Annotated in this window: 15 protein-coding genes; 9 read left to right on the forward strand and 6 right to left on the reverse strand. The window is 66.2% G+C overall.

Translation table 11 applies throughout. The annotated features are described in order from the left end of the window. The first annotated feature begins 30 nt into the window (after window positions 1-30). The gene (locus ACO07I_RS23310) at window positions 31-1,440 is read left to right on the forward strand and encodes a phospholipase D-like domain-containing protein (protein WP_422011609.1); all 1,410 of its coding nucleotides are present in this window, start codon (window positions 31-33) and stop codon (window positions 1,438-1,440) included. Here ACO07I_RS23310 and ACO07I_RS23315 read toward each other — a convergent pair. Next, a complete protein-coding gene (locus tag ACO07I_RS23315) occupies window positions 1,431-2,102 on the reverse strand; it encodes an endonuclease/exonuclease/phosphatase family protein (RefSeq protein WP_422011611.1) in 672 nt (223 codons plus the stop codon). The genes ACO07I_RS23310 and ACO07I_RS23315 overlap by 10 nt on opposite strands. Then, window positions 2,099-3,901 (reverse strand): cation:proton antiporter, encoded by a 1,803-nt coding sequence (locus tag ACO07I_RS23320; protein WP_422011613.1) that lies wholly within the window; start codon window positions 3,899-3,901, stop codon window positions 2,099-2,101. Before ACO07I_RS23320 ends, ACO07I_RS23315 begins: the two co-directional genes overlap by 4 nt. A gap of 76 nt (window positions 3,902-3,977) precedes the next feature. On the opposite strand from ACO07I_RS23320, the gene denD reads away from it, so the two are divergent. Continuing rightward, the gene (denD, locus tag ACO07I_RS23325; protein ID WP_422011615.1) at window positions 3,978-4,982 is read left to right on the forward strand and encodes a D-erythronate dehydrogenase; all 1,005 of its coding nucleotides are present in this window, start codon (window positions 3,978-3,980) and stop codon (window positions 4,980-4,982) included. 24 nt (window positions 4,983-5,006) lie between these two features. Here denD and ACO07I_RS23330 read toward each other — a convergent pair whose 3' ends face one another. Continuing rightward, window positions 5,007-5,816: a class I SAM-dependent methyltransferase gene (locus ACO07I_RS23330; protein ID WP_422011617.1), complete on the reverse strand. Its 810-nt coding sequence runs from the start codon at window positions 5,814-5,816 to the stop codon at window positions 5,007-5,009. Window positions 5,817-5,921: 105 nt separating this feature from the next. Between ACO07I_RS23330 and ACO07I_RS23335 the strand changes: the two genes are divergently transcribed. Continuing rightward, the gene (locus tag ACO07I_RS23335) at window positions 5,922-7,271 is read left to right on the forward strand and encodes a hypothetical protein (RefSeq protein WP_422011619.1); all 1,350 of its coding nucleotides are present in this window, start codon (window positions 5,922-5,924) and stop codon (window positions 7,269-7,271) included. Between the two features lie 11 nt (window positions 7,272-7,282). Then, entirely contained in the window at window positions 7,283-8,626 is a 1,344-nt protein-coding gene (locus ACO07I_RS23340) for a hypothetical protein (protein WP_422011621.1), read from the forward strand. A gap of 170 nt (window positions 8,627-8,796) precedes the next feature. Here ACO07I_RS23340 and ACO07I_RS23345 read toward each other — a convergent pair whose 3' ends face one another. Beyond that, the gene (locus tag ACO07I_RS23345; protein ID WP_422011623.1) at window positions 8,797-10,347 is read right to left on the reverse strand and encodes an acyl-CoA carboxylase subunit beta; all 1,551 of its coding nucleotides are present in this window, start codon (window positions 10,345-10,347) and stop codon (window positions 8,797-8,799) included. 109 nt (window positions 10,348-10,456) lie between these two features. Between ACO07I_RS23345 and ACO07I_RS23350 the strand changes: the two genes are divergently transcribed. Continuing rightward, window positions 10,457-10,957: an AAA family ATPase gene (locus tag ACO07I_RS23350; RefSeq protein ID WP_422011625.1), complete on the forward strand. Its 501-nt coding sequence runs from the start codon at window positions 10,457-10,459 to the stop codon at window positions 10,955-10,957. On the opposite strand, the gene ACO07I_RS23355 is transcribed toward ACO07I_RS23350, so the two are convergent. After that, window positions 10,903-12,000, reverse strand: a complete 1,098-nt coding sequence (locus tag ACO07I_RS23355; RefSeq protein WP_422011627.1) for a biotin-dependent carboxyltransferase family protein — start codon at window positions 11,998-12,000, stop codon at window positions 10,903-10,905. The two genes, ACO07I_RS23350 and ACO07I_RS23355, sit on opposite strands and share 55 nt — an antisense overlap. Next, window positions 11,997-12,734 carry a 5-oxoprolinase subunit PxpB gene (gene pxpB, locus ACO07I_RS23360; protein ID WP_422011629.1) on the reverse strand — a complete coding sequence of 246 codons (738 nt, stop codon included), beginning with the start codon at window positions 12,732-12,734 and terminating at the stop codon, window positions 11,997-11,999. The genes ACO07I_RS23355 and pxpB overlap by 4 nt, the downstream gene beginning before the upstream one ends. Window positions 12,735-12,772: 38 nt before the next feature. On the opposite strand from pxpB, the gene ACO07I_RS23365 reads away from it, so the two are divergent. The 4 genes from ACO07I_RS23365 (at window position 12,773) to fdnG (ending at window position 20,480) form a co-directional block, all read left to right on the forward strand. Further along, window positions 12,773-13,570, forward strand: coding sequence for a LamB/YcsF family protein (locus tag ACO07I_RS23365; protein WP_422011631.1), 798 nt, complete (start codon window positions 12,773-12,775; stop codon window positions 13,568-13,570). Between the two features lie 93 nt (window positions 13,571-13,663). Further along, window positions 13,664-15,961 (forward strand): xanthine dehydrogenase family protein molybdopterin-binding subunit, encoded by a 2,298-nt coding sequence (locus ACO07I_RS23370; RefSeq protein WP_422011632.1) that lies wholly within the window; start codon window positions 13,664-13,666, stop codon window positions 15,959-15,961. A 10-nt stretch (window positions 15,962-15,971) separates the two neighbouring features. Next, window positions 15,972-17,213: a hypothetical protein gene (locus tag ACO07I_RS23375; RefSeq protein WP_422011634.1), complete on the forward strand. Its 1,242-nt coding sequence runs from the start codon at window positions 15,972-15,974 to the stop codon at window positions 17,211-17,213. A gap of 174 nt (window positions 17,214-17,387) precedes the next feature. Beyond that, window positions 17,388-20,480, forward strand: coding sequence for a formate dehydrogenase-N subunit alpha (gene fdnG, locus ACO07I_RS23380; protein ID WP_422011636.1), 3,093 nt, complete (start codon window positions 17,388-17,390; stop codon window positions 20,478-20,480). The last annotated feature ends 12 nt before the right edge of the window (window positions 20,481-20,492 follow it).

Below are 20,492 nucleotides of genomic sequence, written 5' to 3' on the forward strand. Positions count from 1 at the left end.
TGGACCAGCCGCGGGCGGGGAACAGGCAACGTGACACTCGATGACAATCTGGCGGCAGTGGTGGGGGCCACCGCTGCCGTGGCGCATGTCGCCCTTGCGGTCGCCGTCACGGTCCATGTGTTGCTCTACAAGCGCAGCGTCGGGGCAGCGGTGTCCTGGATCGGCATCGCCTGGCTCTCGCCGTTCCTGGGCGGGCTGCTCTACGCCATCATAGGTATCAACCGCGTGAAGCGGCGGGCCCAGCGGCTGAGACGTCAGCACCTGCTGCCTGCCGCGGAAGATCCCGCCGCAACGGTGACGCGGGATTCGCTGACGCCGCTTGAGTACGCGGTCGGTCGGGTGACGGGCCTGCCGTCGAAGCCCGGCAACATCGTCGAGATGATGCACAGCGGGGACGAGGCCTACCCGCGCATGCTGGAGGAAATCGGCAGGGCCAAGACGAGCATCGGGCTCTGCAGCTACATCTTCCGCGCCGATTCCGTGGGCGAGAAATTCCACGAGGCCTTGATCGCAGCACAGCAACGCGGCGTGAAGGTACGCGTCCTGATCGACGGAGTCGGCGGCGGCTACTTCTGGTCCGGCACCTATAACCGGCTTCGCGAGGCCGGCGTTCCGGTCGCGCGCTTCCTGCATTCCTACTTCCCCTGGCGCACGCCGTTCGTGAACCTGCGCAATCATCGCAAGCTGCTGGTCATTGACGGTCGCGTGGCCTTCACCGGCGGGCTCAACATCGCCGCAGAGAACGTCGTCGCCGAGAGCCCGCCCCATCCGGTGCGCGACACGCATTTCCGTATCGAGGGCCCGGTGGTCGAGCAACTCACCGATGCCTTCGCCGACGACTGGCAGTTCACGACGGGCGAACAACTCGACGACGAGTGGTTCCCGACGCTCGAGCCCGTCGGGACGGTGCTGGCGCGCGTCGTGCCCTCCGGCCCGGACGAGGACATGGAGCAGATCGAGTTCGTGACCCTGCATGCCATCTCCTGCGCGCGCGAGTCGATCCGCGTGGTGACGCCCTACTTCCTGCCGGGCGAGCCGCTCACCATGGCGCTGGGCCTGGCGGCGATGCGCGGCATCAAGGTCGACATCCTGCTGCCGGAGAATTCCAATCACGCGATTCTCGACTGGGCGCGGCGGGTGCCACTCAGGCCCCTGATCGAGGCCGGGTGTCGCATCTGGATGATGCCGGCGCCGTTCGATCACTCCAAGCTGATGACGATCGACGACTCCTGGTCGTTCATTGGCAGCGCCAACTGGGACACGCGCAGCTTCCGTTTGAACTTCGAGTTGAACGTCGAGCTGCACGACGCCGACTTCGCACGCCAGATCGTGGAATCGAAGAAGCCGCAGCGCTGCCTGACGCTCGCCGAGATCGACGGCGATCCGTTGCCGATCCGCCTGCGCAACAGCGCGGCCCGGCTGCTGCAGCCCTATCTGTAGAAGCGCTTCAGCCGGTCCTTGCGGACCCGCAACGGCTCGTCCGCGGCCTGGCCGCTTTCAGCGAGGCGGAGTTCGAGCCGGATCGGCCGGTGGTCGGAGGGACCGAAATCCAGCGCATCCGCCGTGGTGCAGACAAGCCTGTGGGCAAGACAGCGGTCGAGGCGGACCGGCATGACGTTGCCCGAGAGGTGCGTGGGCTCGCGGGGGCCGACATCGACGAAGCCGGGAAGGAAGACCGGCCCGACCGCATTGTAATCGCCGATAATGGCCGACGGCTTGCCCTGCAACGCCGCGGCGATGCGGGCAAGCTGGCGGCGGTTCAACAGCTGGCCGTGCGAGAGGTGGACATTGGCGAAGGTGATCTCGCCCATCTGGATGATCTGGGCGCGCCGGCGCGGCAGTCTTCCGGGGAGTCGCGAGGCCGGCAGCGACAGGGCTACGGGGCGAGGAAAGTGAGTCGGACTCCAGACGGCCAGCCCGTGGATGCGCCCCAGCCAGGACAGCCGGTAGAAATGGCCGCCGACCAGGTCTGGCAGCGCCTCGATATGCTGCGTCGCCTCCTGCATGAGGAGTATGTCCGGCTTCTGGATGTTGATCAGGGTCGCCACATCCTCGACGGCTGCGCCGGTAAGACGCAGCAGGTTCCAGCTCACGACCTTCACGGCTTGCCCACCTTGTCGCGACGGGCGCGGCGGATCTGCTCGGTCATCGATGCCGTCCCGCCGGCAGCGGCCTGGAGTTCATTTCTCACCTGCTCGCGCCTTTCGTGGATCGAGGCAATGACCAGACCCATCGGCACGCCGAGGCCCACCAGCGCCGATTCGGCCAGCTGGAGGCTCGCCTCGATCGTCTCGGGCACGGCATCGGTGACGGCCAGCGTGTAGAGATGACGGGCATGCTCGGCATCGTGGGCGCGGGCGACGATCATCACGTCGGTGCGTCGGGCGCGCACGGCGCGTACGACATCGTCGACCGCCGCCGTGTCCAGCGTGACGATCACCCCCGTCGCCTCGTCGATGCCGCAGCGCTGCAGGAACAGCGCGTTGGAGGCGTCGCCGAAATAGACAGGCCGGCCGAGCTTTCGCCAGCGCTCGACGCGGGCCGCGTCACGGTCGGCCGCGATATACGAAATCCCGTGCTTCTCGAGCTGGTCGCAGACGAGCTGACCCACCCGTCCGTGGCCGACGACGATCACCCGCCTTGCGTGGTCCGAGGGCGGTAGTTGCGTTGCCGGAGCGTCGCCCGTCACCTGCTGGGCCACGCGCTGAGCGGCGCGGCGCGCGAACAGCGACACGAACGGCAAGGTGCCCATGGTCAGCGACACGACCGCCAGGACACCGGCCGCGACCCCCGGGTCGACCAGGCCCAACTGGGCGGCGAGGCCGATGCCGATGAAGGCAAACTCGCCACCCGGGGCCAGCAGCAGGCCGGTTTCGACACTGGCGGCCCAGGATATGCCGAACAGGCGGCACAGCGGGACGAGCAGGGCCGTCTTGAGAACCATCATCGCTGCGAACCCGCCGAGCACCAGGACCGGCTCGCGCCAGATGAAGCTCAGGTCGATGTGCATGCCGACCGAGAAGAAAAAGACGCCGAGCAGCAGTCCCCGGAAGGGATCGATCATCGCCTCGACGGCGCGCCGGTATTCCGTTTCGGCCAGAAGCAATCCGGCGATGAAGGCGCCAAGCGCCATGGACAGGCCGGCAAAGGCGGCGATCACGCCGGATCCGACGGCGATCAGCAGCGTCGCCGCCATGAAGAATTCCGGGTTGTCGGTGCTGGCGGACAGCCGGAACAGGGGCTTCAGGATCACCCTGCCGACGAGAGCGATCACGGCGATGGCCAGCAATGCCTCGACGACTGCGACGACCACGCCCTGGACGATCGAACCCTCGGAATGGCCCCCGAGAGCGCTGACCAGGAACAGGAGCGGCACCACAGCCAGATCCTGCGCCAGCAGGATGGCGAAGCTGGTCCGGCCGGTGGTCGACATCATGCGGCGCTGGCCCGACAGCAGCTCCATGACGATGGCGGTCGAGGACAAGGCGAGGCAGGTGCCGATGATCAGTGCAGCGGCGGCCGGTTGGCCGAGCCAGAACGCCGCCAGGCTGATCGCCAACGCCGACAGGACCACCTGCAGGCCGCCCAGTCCGAAGACCAGCCGGCGCATGGTGATCATGCGCCGCATCGAGAGTTCGAGACCGATGAAGAACAGCAGGAAGACGATGCCGAGGTCGGCGATGAAGGCGATCTGCTTCTCACCCGTGACGGTGAGCCAGTCGATCGCGCGGGAATAGTCGGCAAGGCGGCCGAGCCCGTGCGGCCCCAGAGCGGCGCCAACGACAAGGAAGCCCAGCACCGGGCTGATCTTGAGGCGATGCACGACGGGAGCCACGACGGCCGCCGTTCCCAGAACGATGAGAGCGTCCTTGAACGCGTAGATGTCGGCGGGTCCGGCCATGCCGCGCAAACATAGACTGCAGGCGGCGATCTGTGCACACTTTCGTCCGCACACAACGAAATCGGACGGAAACGACATGAAGGTGGTCATCACCGGCGGGGCGGGCTTTCTGGGCAAGAAACTCGCACGGCGCATCCTGCAGCAGGGCGAGATCGCGGCGGCCTCCGGCCAGCCGCAGAAAGTGAACGAACTGCTTCTGTTCGATGTCGGCAAGGCAGAGGGGCCGGGCCTGGACGATCCGCGGGTCAAGACGATCGCGGGCGACATCTCGAATTTCGCGACCGTGCAGTCCATCGTCCAGGGCGCGTCGACCGTGTTCCATTTCGCCGCCGTCGTCAGCGCCGGCGCCGAGGCCGACTTCGACCTGGGATACCGGGTCAATCTCGACGGCACACGCAATGTCCTGGAGGCCTGCCGGGCCCTCGGCACCAATCCGCGCGTGGTATTCACCAGTTCGCTGGCCGCCTTCGGCGGTGATCTTCCCCCGGCCGTCACGGACGACACGCCGCTGACGCCGCAGACTTCCTATGGCGCGCAGAAATCGATCGGCGAGTTCCTGGTGCGCGACTACACCCGCAAGGGCTTTCTCCGCGGCACCTCGGTGAGACTGCCGACGATCTGCGTGCGCACAGGCCTGCCCAACAAGGCGGCTTCGACTTGGGCGAGCTCGGTGCTGCGCGAGCCGCTGACCGGCGTCGACGTGGTGTGTCCCGTGACGCCGGAGACGGTCATGGTCGTCCTCAGTCCGCGCAAGACCGTCGACGCGTTCATGCGCCTGCACGACCTGCCGCCGGACGCCTTCGGTCCGGGGCGGACGCTGCTGCTGAACGGCATCAACGTCACGGCCAAGGAACTGGAGCAGGCGGTCGGTCGCCATGCCGGCAACCGCAAGGTCGGCAAGGTCGTGTGGCAGCACGATCCGGCGATCCAGAAGATCTGCGACGGCTGGCCCCAGGGCATCGATTCGGCGCGCGCCCGTCGTCTGGGTTTCGAGACCGACAAGGATCTCGACGAGGTCGTGCGCCACTTCATCGCCGACGATCTCGACGACCAGTTGAAGATCGCCAAACCCGCGGCCTGAGGGCCGCGGGAGCCAGTCGGCGCTTTAGCGGCCGCGCAGCATCCGCCAGCCGTTCTGGAGGTGGCGCATCGGCCCCCAGACATGACGGGTCCGCATCATGTGCCAGCGCTGCGGCTCGTTGTCGGGGCCGGCGATGGCGCCGGCATCCTCGACATAGTCAGTGATTCCGACGGCGTCGGTGTCCCACGGGCCGGTCGTCTTGAAGATCGTTGTCTTCGCGCCGTAGCCCTGCAGCGCCCGCGACATGCCGGACGCCATGAAGTCCATGTAGCGCGGCAGGCTTTCGGGCCGGCAGAGGTAGCCCTTGTTGAAGCCGACGGCGAGGAGCCGGAAATGGAACGGGTTCTTCTCGATGTAGCGGATGACCTCGGTCGTGTTGGCCGGGTAGCGCGGCGAGAAGAAATCGTCGATCACGACGATCCCCTCGGTGTTGACGATGCGGTTGGCGAACTCCAGCTCGCGATAGACGGCCGTCCCGGTATGCTCTCCGTCGATGTGGAACCAGCGCACCGACTGATGCATGGACTGCAGATCGAGCTTCGCCGGCAGGTCGGCGGACGGGCCGGACAGGGGCACGAGGTTCGATGCCTTCGCGCCTACGGATTCGATCGAGCGCTGGACGGCTGCCTCATCGAGCCGCAAATCGCACAGGTAGAGCTTCTCGTTACCCTTCCGGTAGGAGGCGAGGACCGAGGCCGACCGGCCCCGCCAGACGCCGATTTCGAACAGATCGCCGGAAATCCCGGCCTGCTGGTCGAGCAGGGCGCGCCAGACGCAATAGGACTGGAACATGAACCAGCCCGGAATCGCGTCGATTTTCTCCCAACTGAGCATCCACAATCCTCGTTTGCCGCGCCTTGCTAACAGCGCCCCTTCGACGCTGCAAGCCGTCACCGCTTGCACCTGCGGCACGGGTCCTGTAGGCCCCCTCGCGAAGAAATGCCAACAACTACAGTCGCCTACAGGGCCACGGTCGGCCTGCTCTGGACCCTGGTGCTCTGGCACAGCTGGGAGTGCCGGGGGCTTTTCGTGGACGGGTCTGCCTTTCTGGTGCAGATCGCCCGACGCGAATGGTTCTTCGACTTCTACAATCCGCGGCTCTACGCGATGATCGTGGGGCAGGTCCCGATCATCACCGCGGTCTTCTTGGGGGTCACCGACCTCCACCTCCTGGCGCAGCTCTTGTCGCTGGGTCTCTTCGCGGTCCCGACCGCGCTCTATCATCTCGCCCTCTTGAGGGTTAAGGACGATCCCGTCCTGCTGGCCGCGCTGCTGGCCGTCATCGGGGTGGTCTTCATGACGACCTCGTTCTTCATCGTGGGCGAGTACAATACGGCCTACGCCATAGGCATCGCCGTGGCCGTCCGTCTGGTGACGGCGCGGGAACTGACGGTGGCCGACGGGGCTTTCCTGGTCGCGGTGGGATTGCTCGGGATCCGGGCCTACGAGGTGATGCTCTATCTCGGCCCCTTGCTGGCCGCGATGATCCTCTGGACGGTCTACCGGATTCCGGTCCGGCCGATCGTTGCCACGCTCCTCTATGTGATTGCCAGCCTGGCCTTCCTGGGCGGCCTGTGGGTGGCGGCCGATTCGCTGATCCATCCTTTCTCCCAGGACCACCTCAGCCGGACCGCTGCGACCGCCCTCGACGCCTGGCAGAACGTCCAGTTCGACCTGGCGATGGGCGCCGCGCTGGTCATCTCCGGCTGGGCGGTGTTGCGACCCCAGGATCTCTCCGGGCGCAGACCCTACGTCTTTGCCGGCATCTTCCTTCTCCTGCTCGCTTTATCGCCGTTGCTCGTGCTGACGGACTCGCTGGTTCGCCCGCACGCCAAGTCGCAGTACACGGCGCGCAGCATCGCCGGCCTCGTCATCGCCACCGTCATCGTCCTGATGTGGCTCTACACCTCTTCCTTGGGCGCCCGGTTTGCCGCGCTCGCGGCCTTGCGGCGTCCTGAGGTTTCGCGCCGGATGCTCGCCTTCGGCTGCCTCATGGTGATCGCGGTGATGCCCTCCAACATCTACCTGACGCTCGAGTGGCGCAGCTATCTCGAAACGGTCCGGTCGATCGTGCGGAACAACACCGGCGTCGTCCCCTTCGAATCCACGCCGCTCGCCCGACGCCCCCTCGAGACCCTGGTCGAGTCGTGGATCCTGCCCAGCCAGAGCTTGGCCCTGCGGTCGAAGCGGACCGACGGCATCATCGCACCGCCGCGGAACTTCAATTCCTGGCAACCGTTTCCGCCGGCCGAGCCCTATCCTCTCGGCCATTACATGTGGCGCGACTGAAGGTGCCGGGCATGTCACCGGTGGCTGTCGCCCGGGGCGTCGCCGTCATCCTCTGGTCGCTGGCTCTGCACAATACGCTGGCCTGCCGCGGGCTGTTCTGGGACGGATCCTCGTTCCTCGTGAACCTGCTCGAGCACGGGCACTTCCACGATTTCTATGCAGCCCGCGCGCATGTCGACTGGGTGACGCAGGCGCCCGTCCTCCTGCTCGCCCGGTTGGGCGTTCGCGACACGGAGCTGCTCGCCATGGCGCAGTCGGCCGCGCTCTTTGCGTTGCCGACGGCGTTCTATCACCTCGCCCTCTCACGCGTGCGCCGCGATCCGGTGCTGCTGGCGGCGGTGCTCGCGATCATCGCCGTCGTATTCCTTCCGACCTCGTTCTTCATCATCGGCGAATACAATGTCGCCTTCGCCTGCATCACGGCCGCCATGGCGGTCGCGCTCACGGCCGGTGGGAGCAGCCGGCGGGACGCCGCCCTGCTGCTGGCCTTCGGCCTGCTCTGCCTGAGGTCCTACGAGGCCATGATCTATCTCGGGCCGCTGGTGGCGAGCGCGATCCTGTGGTCGACGCGGCGCAGCCGCGACCGGCTGACGAGGCTGCTCGGTGCGCTGGCGGCGCTCGCCTTCATCGGCGCGGCGGTCGTATCGGCCGTCACCATCGTCGACTACTGGGACCATCCGCATTTCATGAAGGTGCGTTCCACCAGTGTCGATTTCTGGCAGAACATGCAGTTCTCCATTCCGCTGGCAGGCTTTCTCATCTGCGCCATTGCGGGCGTGCGGCGGCCGGCCTGGCTGGAGGGCAGGGGGCCGCTGGTGGTGATGGGCGTCATCGCGCTGCTGCTGGCCCTGTCGCCCTGGTGGCGGCTCGTGCACGGGCCGTCGATCCTCTATCCGCCCTCGCATTACGTGGCCCGCCAGGCGGCCGGTGTATTGCTGGCGGCCTTCCTCGTCGGCATGTGGCTGCAGGTGGCGCGCCGCGATCTGCCTCGGGTCTTTGCTGTCGTGCGCCAGCCGGAGGTGGCGCGACGCATGGTGCTCCTGCTGGGCGCGCTGACGGTCGCGGGGGCGATTCCCGACATCATGCTCACGCGCCTGTGGACCGGGTACGTGGAGCGCCTGCGCGTCGTCGTCGACGGCAGCAAGGGCATGGTGCGGGCCGAGACGCTGCCACTGCATGACTGGCCGAACAAGCTGTTCTTCCAGGACTGGTCCTATCCGGCATTGAGCGCGGTCGTCAGCCGCGCACCCGGCCAGTCCTACGTCGTGTCCGACCAGGACTATCTCAGCAATCCGCCCTTCGAGCCCGCGTGCGGACTGCTGCCGAAGCTCAAGGGGTACGGCTGGCGCAGCTAGCGGGCTGTTGGAACAGGCCTTTCAGAAGCACCGGAGCGCAACATTGTTGCGCCAACGGTCACCCCCACACGGAATACGGGGGGTGCGACGTTCGCTTCATTTGTTTCGTTTATTTCGTTTATTTCGTTTACGCGCCATGACCTCGGCTTTTCCGCGGCCTGCTGGCGCGGCTAGGGCCGCATCCACAGGCTCGCCGGACCGCTGCCGCGCACCGGCGCGGCCAGTTCGACGAATTCGCAAAGGATCTTGCGCGTATCGCGCGGATCGATGATCTCCTCGATCCAGAAGCTCTCGGCGCTGCGGAAGGGCGACCGCAGCTTGTTCAGGCGATCCTCGATCTCCGCCATCTTGGCCTTGGGATCCTCGGCCCCAGCGATGTCGGCGCGATAGGCCGCCTCGATACCGCCTTCCAGCGGCAGCGATCCCCAGCGGCCCGACGGCCAGGCATAGCGCCAGTTCATCCGTGAGCCGTTCTGGTGCGCGGCCCCGGCCACGCCGAAGGCGTTGCGGATGATGAAGGTGCACCACGGCACCGTGGTCTGGAACATCGACGACATGGCGCGCACGCCCTGGCGGATGACGCCGCTCTTCTCGGCCTCGAGGCCGATCAGGAAGCCGGGGCAGTCGCAGAAATAGACGACGGGCAGGTGGAAGGTCTCGGCCAGGTCGAGGAAGCGCGTCACCTTCTGGCAGGTATCGGACGTCCAGCCGCCGCCATAGAACATTGGGTCGCTCGCCATCACCGCCACCGGCCAGCCGTCGACGCGGGCGAAGCCGGTCACGACCGAACGGCCGTAGAGCCGGCCCATCTCGAAGAAGCTTCCCTGGTCGACGACCTTCTCGACGATCGGCCGGATGCGATAGACCTTGCGGATATCGCGCGGGATGGCGTCGAACAGCGTCTCCTCGCGCCGGGCTGGATCGTCAGTGACGGGACCACGCGGCGGTGCGTCATAGACCGAGGAGGGCAGGTAGGACAGGAAGCGGCGGGCCGCGGCAAAGGCTTCGTCCTCGCTGTCGACAGCCTCGTCGATCGCACCGGCCCGCAGCTGGATCTCCCAGCCGCCCAGCTCCTGCTTGTCGTACTGCTTGGGGCTGAGGCGATTCACCACCGGCGGCCCGGCGACGAACATCGCGGAGATTTCCTTCACCATCACAGAATAGTGGGTGGCGGCGAGGCGCGCGGCGCCGAGGCCCGCGACGGAGCCGAGGCCGAGGCCCACGGTGGGCACGACGCCCATGTTGCGCACGGCCCATTCCCAGCCGGCGACCCCCGGCACATTGGCGCGGCCGGTCGTCTCGATCGTCTTCACCGATCCGCCGCCGCCCGAGCCTTCGATCATGCGAATGACCGGGATACGGTACTGGTTGGCGTAGCGTTCGACGTAGTTGGACTTCTCCTTGATCGTGGCATCGGCCGAGCCGCCGCGCACCGTGAAGTCGTCACCGGTGACGGCGACATGCCGTCCGTCGATCTTGCCGCGGCCCATGACGACGTTGGCGGGCGTCAGATCGACCAGGTCGTTGCTTCCGTCATATTCCGCCTTGCCGGCGACGCTGCCGATCTCGCGAAACGAATCCTTGTCGAGCAACCGGTCGATGCGCTCGCGGACCGTGAGCCGCCCGCCATCGTGCTGCCGCTTCACCTTGTCGGCGCCGCCCATGCGCTTTGTCATTTCCTGACGGCGGCGCAACTCGTCCATTTCCGGTTGCCAGCTCATCTCGACGCATCCCCCGATCGTTTGTCGGAACGTTTCCAGCCCTCGCGGTTCGTACCAACGAAGACCCGGACCGGCTAGAGTAAAGCGGTCTTCGCGGGGGAGCGGACCGATGGACGAAACGGCAAGCCCGGGAGCAGCGACGCTCCACATGATCTGCGGCAAGATCGCCGCCGGAAAGTCGACGCTCGCAGCCGGGCTGGCGGCGCGTCCGGCCACGATACGGATCAACGAAGATGCGTGGCTCGCCTGTCTCTACAGGGACGAGCAGAAGACCATCGAGGACTATGTCCGCAACTCCCGACGGCTGCGCGAGGCGATGGGCGACCATGTCGTCGCGCTGCTGGAGGCCGGCCTGTCGGTGGTGCTCGACTTTCCCGCCAATACGCCGGCCAGTCGTCAGTGGATGCGCAGCCTGTTCGAGCGCGCCGGTGCGGACCACCGGCTGCATTTTCTCGACGTGCCCGACGACGTCTGCAAGGCCCGGCTGCGCGCCCGCAACGCCGCCGGTGCGCACGCCTTCAACACAAGCGACGCGGAATTCGACCTCTTTACCCGCTACTTCGTGCTGCCCTCGGCCGACGAAGGTTTCGAGGTCGTGTTCCACGGCTGATCGAAAACGACGCCGTCGATCAGGTTCTCTTCGTAGAGCCGCGCCAGGTCGATACCGCCCGGCGGGCGCGCCACGACGAAGCTGGCGATGGCGCGCTGGAGCCGTGCTTCCTGGTCGCGGCGCAGGGTCTCGGCTTCCTCGACGGTGATTGCGGCGAAGCGCACGGTCTGGCCGGGCAGCAGGCGGCCGAGGCGCGGCAGGTCGACCGAGGCGACGGTGGCGATCTTGGGATAGCCGCCCACCGTCTGCCGGTCGGCCATCAGCACGATCGGCAGGCCGGCCCCGGGGACCTGGATGGCGCCGGGCGCGATGCCGTCGGAAATGATGTCGGCACCGCCCTGGTCGACGGGTCTCGCGTGGGCGATCGTCGGTCCCTCGAAGCGGATGCCCATGCGATCGGCTTCCTTGGAAACGCGATACTCGGACTCGATGAAGGTCCGGCGACCCTCGTCGCTGAAATAATCCTCCTGCGGCCCCCAGACGACCTGCAACGGCCCGCTGCCATAGTCGAAGGGCTGCGCCAGCCTGCGCTCGTCGCCGGCGGGAGCACCGGCCTTCGCGAGCGGCAGCAGGTCGCCCGCGGCGAGCTTGCGGCCGTCGAAGCCGCCGATGCCGGCCCGCGAATAGGTCGAGAGGCTGCCCATGAAGGCCGGCAGGTCGAAGCCGCCGGCCACGGCGAGGTAGGCGGTGCTCGATCCCTCGATCATGCCGACGCGCAGGATTTGCCCACGCTTCAGGAGGTGGCTGCGGTCGGAGTCCAGCGGCTTGGGCGCGGCATCCGGTGCGTCGATCAGCGCGGCCGAAAGAGGGCCCACCAGCCCGATCCGCACGCTGTCGGCCTCGACCAGCAGGTCGGGGCCCATGACCCCGATCTCGAGCCCGGCGGTGTTGGCGGGATTGCCGGCCAACGCGTTGGCGAGACCGAGGCCGATCCGGTCCATCGCGCCGGCGGTCGGCATGCCCAGCGCCATGAAGCCGGTGCGGCCCAGATCCTGCAGCGTGTCGAACAGACCCGCGCGGACGATCTTCAGTCCGGCACTCATTTGCTCTTCACCAGGCTCGACCAGTCGAACGTGCCGGCCTCGACCTGCCCGGCGATGCGGTCGAAGCTCCCGCGGTCGATGCGCTCGAAGCAAAGAGAATCGCCCGGCGACAGGAACACCGGCTGCTCGCGACGCTTGTCGAACATCCACAGCGGCGTGCGGCCGATCAGGTGCCAGCCGCCGGGACTTTCGAACGGGTAGATCGTCGTCATGTCCATGGCGATGGCGACCGAGGAGCGCGGCACCCGGACGCGCGGCTGGCTGCGGCGGGGCAGAAACAAGGATTGATCGAGGCCCGCGACATAGGCGAGGCCCGGCATGAAGCCCAGCACATAGACCTTGAACGGCGAGGCGAGGTGGGCCGCGATCACCTCTTCCGGCGTCTTGTTCGTGCGCTCCGCAACCTCGGCGAGGTCGGGCGCGAATTCCGGATCGTCGTAGCAGCAGGGGACGGTGACCTGGCGGCTCGTGGCGTCGGCTGGCAGACCGCGGGCGATCAGCGCGTCGACCCGGGGCTGCAGGTCGGCCCGCGAGGTCGAAAGCGGATCGTAGGTGACCATCAGGGATCGCATGGTGGGAACGGTCTCGACCACGCCCGAAATCTCGCCGGCCTCGCGGGCCAGGCCGATCGCGGTGTGGAGTGCCATGACCCGGCCGTTGATCTCGGGGGAAATCTCGTTGCCGAACTCGACGGTGAAGGCGGTGTCGCCGCAGGATAGGTATCGAACGCTCACATCTGCTAGGATAGCGCTTCAGATTGAGGGAGTCTCCCATGGCCGCCGCGACCAATGCAGGACACGTCAACATCAACTCGGACCTGGGCGAGAGCTTCGGCCCCTGGGTGATGGGCAACGACACCGAGGTCCTGAAGATCGTCGCCTCGGCCAACGTCGCGTGCGGCTTTCATGCCAGCGATCCGGTCGTGATGATGGATACGGTGAAGCTCTGCGCTCAGAACGGCGTTTCGATCGGCGCCCACCCCGGCTTCGCCGACCTGCAGGGGTTCGGCCGCCGCGTCATCAACCTCACGATCAAGGAGCTGGAGGCCAACATCGCCTACCAGATCGGCGCGCTGCAGGCGATCGCGGCCCTCCATGGCGCCAAAGTCACGCACATGAAGCCGCACGGGATGATGGCCAACATGTCGGCCGAGAGCCCGGAAATGTCCGAAGCCATCGCCCGCGCGACCAGGGCGGTCGATCGCGACCTGATCTTCCTCGCCCAGGCCAATACCGAGCAGGGCAAGGCGGCCCGCAAGCACGGGCTGAGGGTCGCCGAGGAGGTGTTCGCCGACCGGACCTATACCGATGCCGGCCTGCTGACGCCGCGCAAGGAAGCCAATTCCATGATCAAGGACCCGGGCAAGGCGGTCGAGCACGTCCGGCGCATGGTCGACGAGCAGGCGATCTACTCGACCTCGGGCAAGCGCATCCCCTGCCAGGTCGATTCCATCTGCGTGCACGGCGACGGTCCGACGGCCGTGAGCGTCGCCAAGGCAGTCCGCGAGGGCCTCGAAGCGGCGGGAATCCGCATCGTGCCGCTGCCCGAGATGCCCAGCCTCCGTTCCTGATCCACCGGGCGATCCGTCGCGCTGACTTGTGGGACGCCGCTTCGCCGCTATAGTCCGGCCGATCCGATGGGAATTCGCGGTGGGGAGTGGCGTATGGCGGTTTTTGGCAAGGCTCAGTACATCAAGCGTGTCGAGGACGACCGTCTCCTGACGGGTACGGGTGGTTTCACCGATAACCTGTCGCGGCCGAACCAGGCCCATGTGGTCCTCGTCCGGTCTCCGCATGCCCATGCAAAAATCCTGAAGGTCGATACCGAAGCCGCCAAGACGGCGCCGGGTGTGGTCGCGGTCTACACCTGGGCCGACATGGAAAAGGAAGGCGTCGGCAATTTCGCCTTCCCGACGATGTTTCCCGCCGCCGACGGCAGCAAGCCCGAGATGACGCCGCGCCGCTCGCTGGCCCACGAGGTCGTGCGCTATGTCGGCGAGGCAGTAGTCGCGATCGTCGCCGACACGCGCGAACAGGCGCAGGATGCCGTCGAGCTGGTCGAGATCGAGTACGAGCAGCTTCCGTCGGTCACCGAGATCGAGGATGCGCTGAAGCCCGACGCGCCGCAGGTCTGGGGCGGCGCCCCCGGCAATATCGCCGGTTACAACAAATTCGGCGACCACGCCAAGGCCGAGGAGGCCTTCAAGAGCGCCGCCCACGTCGTTTCGCTCGACATCGTGCACCAGCGGCTGATCGTGAACGCCATGGAGCCGCGCGCGGTCATGGCGGAGTGGGAGAACGACCGGCTGATCGTCCATATCGGCAGCCAGAACCCGTCCGTCACGCGCGACACGCTGTGCGACGTCATCCTGAAGATGCCCAAGGACAAGGTGCGCGTCGTCGTGCGCGACATCGGCGGCGGCTTCGGCATGAAGGTCGGCATCCAGCCCGACGAGGCCGTGGCCGTCTGGGCCGCCAAGGTGCTGAAGCGCCCGGTGCGCTGGCGTGCCGAGCGCAGCGAGGAATTCGCCGCGACGACCGCCGGCCGCGACCAGTTCCACAAGGCATCGATGGCCTTCGACAAGGATGGCCGGATCCTGGCGCTGCGCATGGAAGCGTTCGCCAATATCGGCGCCTACCCGTCGCGCGGCGGCGTGGTCATCCCGCTGTTCGTCGGCCCGAAGGTGACGACCGGCACCTACGACATCCCGATGATCGATCTCCGGATCACCTGCGTCATCACCAACACCGCGACGATCGGCGCTTATCGCGGCGCCGGCCGGCCCGAGTGCATCCTCAACCTCGAGCGGCTGATGGATACGGCGGCGCGCCAGATCGGCATGGATCCGGCCGAGCTGCGGCGGCGCAACTTCGTGAAGCCTTCGCAGATGCCCTACACCACGGCGATGGGCGAGAAGTACGATTCCGGCGACTTCAACCTCTTCCTCACCAAGACGCTCGAAGCGGCCGACTGGGACGGATTCGCTGCGCGCAAGGCGGAAGCCGAGAAGCGGGGCAAGCTCTATGGCCGCGGCCTCGCTTCCTACGTCGAATGGACCTCGGCCAACGTCATGAACGAGATGGCGCATTACGAGGTCAAGGAAGACGGCAAGGTCGTCATCTGGATGGGCACGCAGGGCATGGGGCAGGGGCTGCAGACCAGCTTCACCCAGCTCGCCTCGGAACTGCTGGGCATCGATCCATCCAAGATCGAGATCGCCATGGGCGATTCCGATCGCGTCGGCGGCGTCGGTTCGATGGGCTCGCGCTCGGCCTATATCGGCGGCTCGGCGGTGCTGAGCGGCAGCGAGAAGCTGGTCGACAAGGGCAAGGAACTGGCGGCCGACGCGCTCGAGGCGGCCACCGCCGACATCGTCTATTCGGCCGGACGCTTCACCATCACCGGCACCGACCGCGGCATCGGCCTCGGCGAGCTGGCGGCCAAGCAGCCCGACAAGCGCATCTTCATCGAGAACGTGAACACGGTCGACGGCATCGCCTGGCCCAACGGCGCGCATGTCGGCGAGGTCGAGATCGATCCCGACACCGGCATGGTCGAACTCAAGCGCTACACGACGGTCGACGATGTCGGCAAGCCGCTGCACCGCCCGATCGTGTTCGGCCAGATCCACGGCGGCTGCGCCCAGGGCATCGGCCAGGCGCTGCTGGAGGAGAATGTCTACGATCGCGAGAGCGGTCAGCTCGTCACCGGCTCGTTCATGGACTATGCGATGCCGCGGGCGGAGACCTTCCCGAACTTCAACAACCAGCTCGACGACACGGTGCCGGCCAAGAGCAATCCGATCGGCGCAAAGGGCGTCGGCGAGTCCGGCACGGTCGGCTCGACGCCGACCGTCATGAACGCGATCATGGACGCGCTGTGGCCGCTCGGCGTACGCAACATCCAGATGCCGGCGACGCCGCAGCGCGTCTGGCAGGCCATCCAGGAAACGAGGAAGTAACGGGCGGGAGATGAAACAGCGTATCTTCGGCTGGATCTCCATCCTCTTCGGAGTTGTCCTTTCGCTCGCCGCACTCGAAGTCACGGCGATCGCCTGGATGTATCTCGAAGACGGCCGCTATACGCCGGCTGAGGAGCTGTTCGAGCGCACCCAGAACACCTATGTGCGCGACGCGACCAAGGGAACGGCCTGCCGGTACGTCGATACGCTGTTCCCGCATCCCTACGTGGCGTTCGTCCATCATGCGAACCCGCCCTGCGGCATGCCCTGGGTCAACAATGTCGGCCTGTTCGGACCTGACTATCCGGTTCTCAAGCCGACCGATCGCTACGTCGTGATGCTCACGGGCGGCTCCGTGGCCTCGCAGCTCGGACAGAATGCAAAGCCGCCCGCCCCGCGCTATCTCGAGGAAGAACTCAACAACAAGTACATCAGCCCGAACGGCAAGCCGTTCCTGGTGCTGAACGGCGGTGACGGCGCCTGGAAGGAGCCGCAGCCCTTCATCCTGTTCTCGCTCTACGCGTCCTCGGTCGATGCGGTCGCCGTCCTCGGCGGATTCAACGAGCATTATTTCTTCTGGCCGGGCTTCAGCGAACGGCTGGAGCGTCCGCTCAGCAACTTCCTCGACGTCAACCCCTTCGTGGCCGACGAGAATTTTGGCGACGCGGCGATCGGCTGGGTCATGGGCCGGATCGCCGGCACGCTCGCACTCAATCCGGTGCTCGGCCATTCGCACGCCGCCTATATGGTCATCCGGGGCATCGAGCAGGCCGCCAAGGGCAAGGATATCTTCACGTCCACCAAGAAGACGACGCTGAACAGCATCTTCCACCTGCCGGAGGATATTCAGCGTGACTACAAGCGCGCCTTCGACGTGCAGCTGGAACTCTACAAGAAGTACGTTCGGGCGACGTTCGCCGTGGCGCGGGACAACAACGTGAAGTCCGCCTACTTCATCCAGCCGGCGCCGGCGATCGGCAAGGAGCTGACCGAGGAAGAGAAGCGCGTCGTTGGCGACCTTGGCTACCGCGACATCTACAAGAACATCGTCACCGGACTCATGACCCTGCGAGACGGCGGGGCCCCGGTCTACGACCTGACGCAGATCTTCAGCGGGGAGAAGGGAACGATCTACGCGGATCACATCCACTACGCGCGCGATGTTGACAACGAGAGCCTCGGCAACCGGATCATCGCGGCCCGGATGGGTGAGATCCTGGCGGAAACCTGGGGATTCCAGCGGAAACCCTGAGGGAGAGGGCTGCGGGGATCGCCGGGACTGCACGCGAGGGTAGGGCCTCAACCTGTAGTTATTCTCGAAATACCTGTTGATTCACGGCCCCTGCCGAGTTTCACTCTCCGAGACGCAGCGAGACAAAAGAGGCGGTCAACCGCCTCGTGCGCGTCGCTAGGGATGGAGCGAAACATGGCCGTTACTCGTCGGCAATTCATGAAGGTGAGCGCCGCCGGCCTCGCCGCCTCGTCCGTCGGTGCGTTGGGCTTCCTCGGGGCGGGCGAAGGGCTCGCCGCGGGCGTCCGGCCCTTCCGGCTCGAGAAGGCCACTGAGACCCGCAATACCTGCCCCTACTGTGCAGTGGGCTGCGGTGTCCTGGTCTATTCGTCGGCCGATGGCGCGAAAGACTCCAAGGCGCGGGTCGTCCACATCGAGGGCGATTCGGATAACCCGATCAATCGCGGCACACTCTGCGCGCGCGGCGCGGCGTCGCTGGGCTTCGCCAACAGCGTCAACCGCCTCCAGTATCCGATGCACCGCAAGCCGGGCTCCGACAAGTTCGAGCGCGTGAGCTGGGAGTTTGCGATGGAGCGTATCGCCAAGCTCGCCAAGGAAGACCGCGACAAGAACTTCATCGCGAAGAATCGCGACGGCGTCACGGTGAACCGCTGGGTGAGCACCGGTTTTCTCGCTGGCTCCGCCTGCAGCAACGAGGCGGGTTACCTCACCTACAAGGCCATCCGGTCGACCGGCATACTGGCCCTGGAGAACCAAGCACGAATATGACACGGACCGACGGTGGCCAGTCTGGCCCCAACCTTCGGCCGCGGTGCGATGACGAACTCGTGGAACGACATCAAGAATGCCGATGTCGTCCTGATCATGGGCGGCAACGCCGCCGAAGCCCATCCGTGCGGCTTCAAGTGGGTGACGGAGGCGAAGGCCAACAACGCGGCCAAGCTGATTGTGGTCGATCCGCGATTCACGCGGTCGGCTGCGGTGTCGGACCTCTACGCGCCGCTCCGGCCGGGGACCGACATCGCCTTCCTGTCCGGCGTGATGCGTTACCTGCTGGCCAACGGCAAGATCCATCAGGAATACGTCAAGGCGTTCACCAACGCCTCGTACATCGTCAAGGAAGGCTTCACGTTCGAGGACGGGCTGTTCGCGGGCTATGACGCGGCGCGAAAGAACTATGTCGACCGTTCTACCTGGGACTACGAGTTCGACGACCAGGGCATGGCGAAGGTCGACGAGACCCTGCAGAACCCGCGCTGTGCCATCAACCTGCTGAAGGCCCATGTCGAGCGCTACACGCCCGAGATGGTGGAGCGGATCTGCGGCACGCCGAAGGACAAGTTCCTGAAGGTCTGCGAGCTGATCGCGACGACGGCCAACGGCGAGCGCTCGATGACCTCGCTCTATGCGCTCGGCTGGACCCAGCACACGACCGGTGCGCAGAACATCCGCAGCATGGCCATGATCCAGCTCCTGCTGGGCAACATGGGCATCCCGGGCGGCGGTGTGAACGCGCTGCGCGGCCACTCCAACGTGCAAGGCATAACCGACTTCGGGCTGCTGACCACCTCGACGCCGGGTTACCTTGTCCTGCCCAACGAGCGGGAGGCGACCTACGCCGACTACATGAAGGCGCGGGCGTTCAAGCCCATCCGCCCCGGCCAGACCAGCTTCTGGCAGAACTACGGGAAGTTCTTCGTCAGCCAGCAGAAGAGCCTGTTCGGCAACGCGGCCACCCGGGAAAACGACTGGGCTTACGATTACCTGCCCAAGTTCGACACCGCCTACGACGTTCTCAAGATCGTCGACATGATGGCGGGCGGCCAGATGAACGGCCTGTTCTGCCAGGGGCTCAACGTCATGATGGCGGCGCCCAACAAGGCCAAGGTTCAGGCTGGGCTGTCGAAGCTCAAGTGGCTCGTCATCATGGATCCGCTCGAGACGGAGACGGGGCGCTTCTGGGAAAACCACGGCGAGTTCAACGACGTCGATCCAAAGGCGATCCAGACCGAGGTCTTCCAGCTTCCGACCACGGCCTATGCCGAGGATGAGGGGACATTCACCAACTCCAGCCGGGTGATCCAGTGGCACTGGAAGTCCGTGGAGGGACCGGGCGAATCGCGTGGCGACATCCAGATCATCGCCGATCTGCACAGCCGCCTGCGCGCGCTCTACTCGAAGGAAGGCGGCGCCTTTCCCGATCCGATCGTCAATACGACGTGGAACTACGCCAAGCCCGCGCATCCCGAGCCGGTCGAACTCCTGAAGGAGATCAACGGCTACGCGCTGGAGGACCTGCCCGATCCGGCCGATCCCACCAAGGTGATGCTGAAGGCGGGGCAGTTGCTGCCGGGCTTCGCCGTGATGCGTGACGACGGCAAGACCTCGGGCGGCTGCTGGATCTACACCGGCGTCTATACCGAGGCCGGCAACATGTCGATGCGGCGCGACGCCAGCGACCCGAGCGGTCTCGGCGTCCATCCAAACTGGGGCTACGCCTGGCCGGCCAACCGGCGCATCCTCTACAACCGCGCCTCGGCCGATCCGGCCGGCAAGGCGTGGAGCGAGCGCAAGAAGTACATCACCTGGAACGGCTCGCGCTGGGTCGGTGCGGATGTGCCGGACTATGCGCCTACCGTCGCGCCCGACAAGTCGGTCGGTCCGTTCATCATGAACCAGGAAGGCACGGCGAGGCTGTTCAGCCGCACCGCCATGCCCGACGGGCCTTTCCCCGAGCACTACGAGCCGATGGACGCCTACATCGCCAATCCGCTTCATCCCAAGGTCACCACAAATCCGGTGGTCCGGGTGTTCGCGGCCGATGCGAAGTCCTTCGGCACGCCGGACAAGTTCCCGATCGTGGCCACCTCGTATCGCCTCGCCGAGCACTTCCACTACTGGACCAAGAACGTGCACGACAATGCCGTGGTCCAGCCGGAGATGTTCGTCGAGATGGGCGAGCGGCTGGCCAAGGCCAAGGGCATCAGGAACGGCGACTGGGTCGAGGTGTCGAGCCAGCGCGGCATGATCAAGGCCAAGGCCTCGGTCTCCAAGCGCTTCCGGCCGATGATGGTCGACGGCAAGCCCTGCGACGTGATCGGCCTGCCGATCCATTTCGGCTTCGTGGGCCTCGCGCGGAAATCCTATCCATTGAACACGCTGACGCCGCCGGTCGGTGACGCCAGCACCAATACGCCGGAATACAAGGCGTTCCTGGTCGACGTGAAGAAGACCACTCCGCCGGCTTCTCAGCCGGCCGTGGCCTGATCGGGGAGGGTG

The sequence above is a fragment of the Reyranella sp. genome (assembly GCF_965227665.1).
Lineage (GTDB): Bacteria > Pseudomonadota > Alphaproteobacteria > Reyranellales > Reyranellaceae > Reyranella.

What these genes read in the sequence shown, in the direction of transcription:
- ACO07I_RS23320 (WP_422011613.1), bottom strand. Translation starts at nt 3,901, where the DNA reads ATGGCCGGACCCGCCGACATCTACGCGTTCAAGGACGCTCTCATCGTT.
- denD (WP_422011615.1), top strand. Translation starts at nt 3,978, where the DNA reads ATGAAGGTGGTCATCACCGGCGGGGCGGGCTTTCTGGGCAAGAAACTC.
- ACO07I_RS23330 (WP_422011617.1), bottom strand. Translation starts at nt 5,816, where the DNA reads ATGCTCAGTTGGGAGAAAATCGACGCGATTCCGGGCTGGTTCATGTTC.
- ACO07I_RS23335 (WP_422011619.1), top strand. Translation starts at nt 5,922, where the DNA reads ATGCCAACAACTACAGTCGCCTACAGGGCCACGGTCGGCCTGCTCTGG.
- ACO07I_RS23340 (WP_422011621.1), top strand. Translation starts at nt 7,283, where the DNA reads ATGTCACCGGTGGCTGTCGCCCGGGGCGTCGCCGTCATCCTCTGGTCG.
- ACO07I_RS23345 (WP_422011623.1), bottom strand. Translation starts at nt 10,347, where the DNA reads ATGAGCTGGCAACCGGAAATGGACGAGTTGCGCCGCCGTCAGGAAATG.
- ACO07I_RS23350 (WP_422011625.1), top strand. Translation starts at nt 10,457, where the DNA reads ATGGACGAAACGGCAAGCCCGGGAGCAGCGACGCTCCACATGATCTGC.
- ACO07I_RS23355 (WP_422011627.1), bottom strand. Translation starts at nt 12,000, where the DNA reads ATGAGTGCCGGACTGAAGATCGTCCGCGCGGGTCTGTTCGACACGCTG.
- ACO07I_RS23365 (WP_422011631.1), top strand. Translation starts at nt 12,773, where the DNA reads ATGGCCGCCGCGACCAATGCAGGACACGTCAACATCAACTCGGACCTG.
- ACO07I_RS23370 (WP_422011632.1), top strand. Translation starts at nt 13,664, where the DNA reads ATGGCGGTTTTTGGCAAGGCTCAGTACATCAAGCGTGTCGAGGACGAC.
- ACO07I_RS23375 (WP_422011634.1), top strand. Translation starts at nt 15,972, where the DNA reads ATGAAACAGCGTATCTTCGGCTGGATCTCCATCCTCTTCGGAGTTGTC.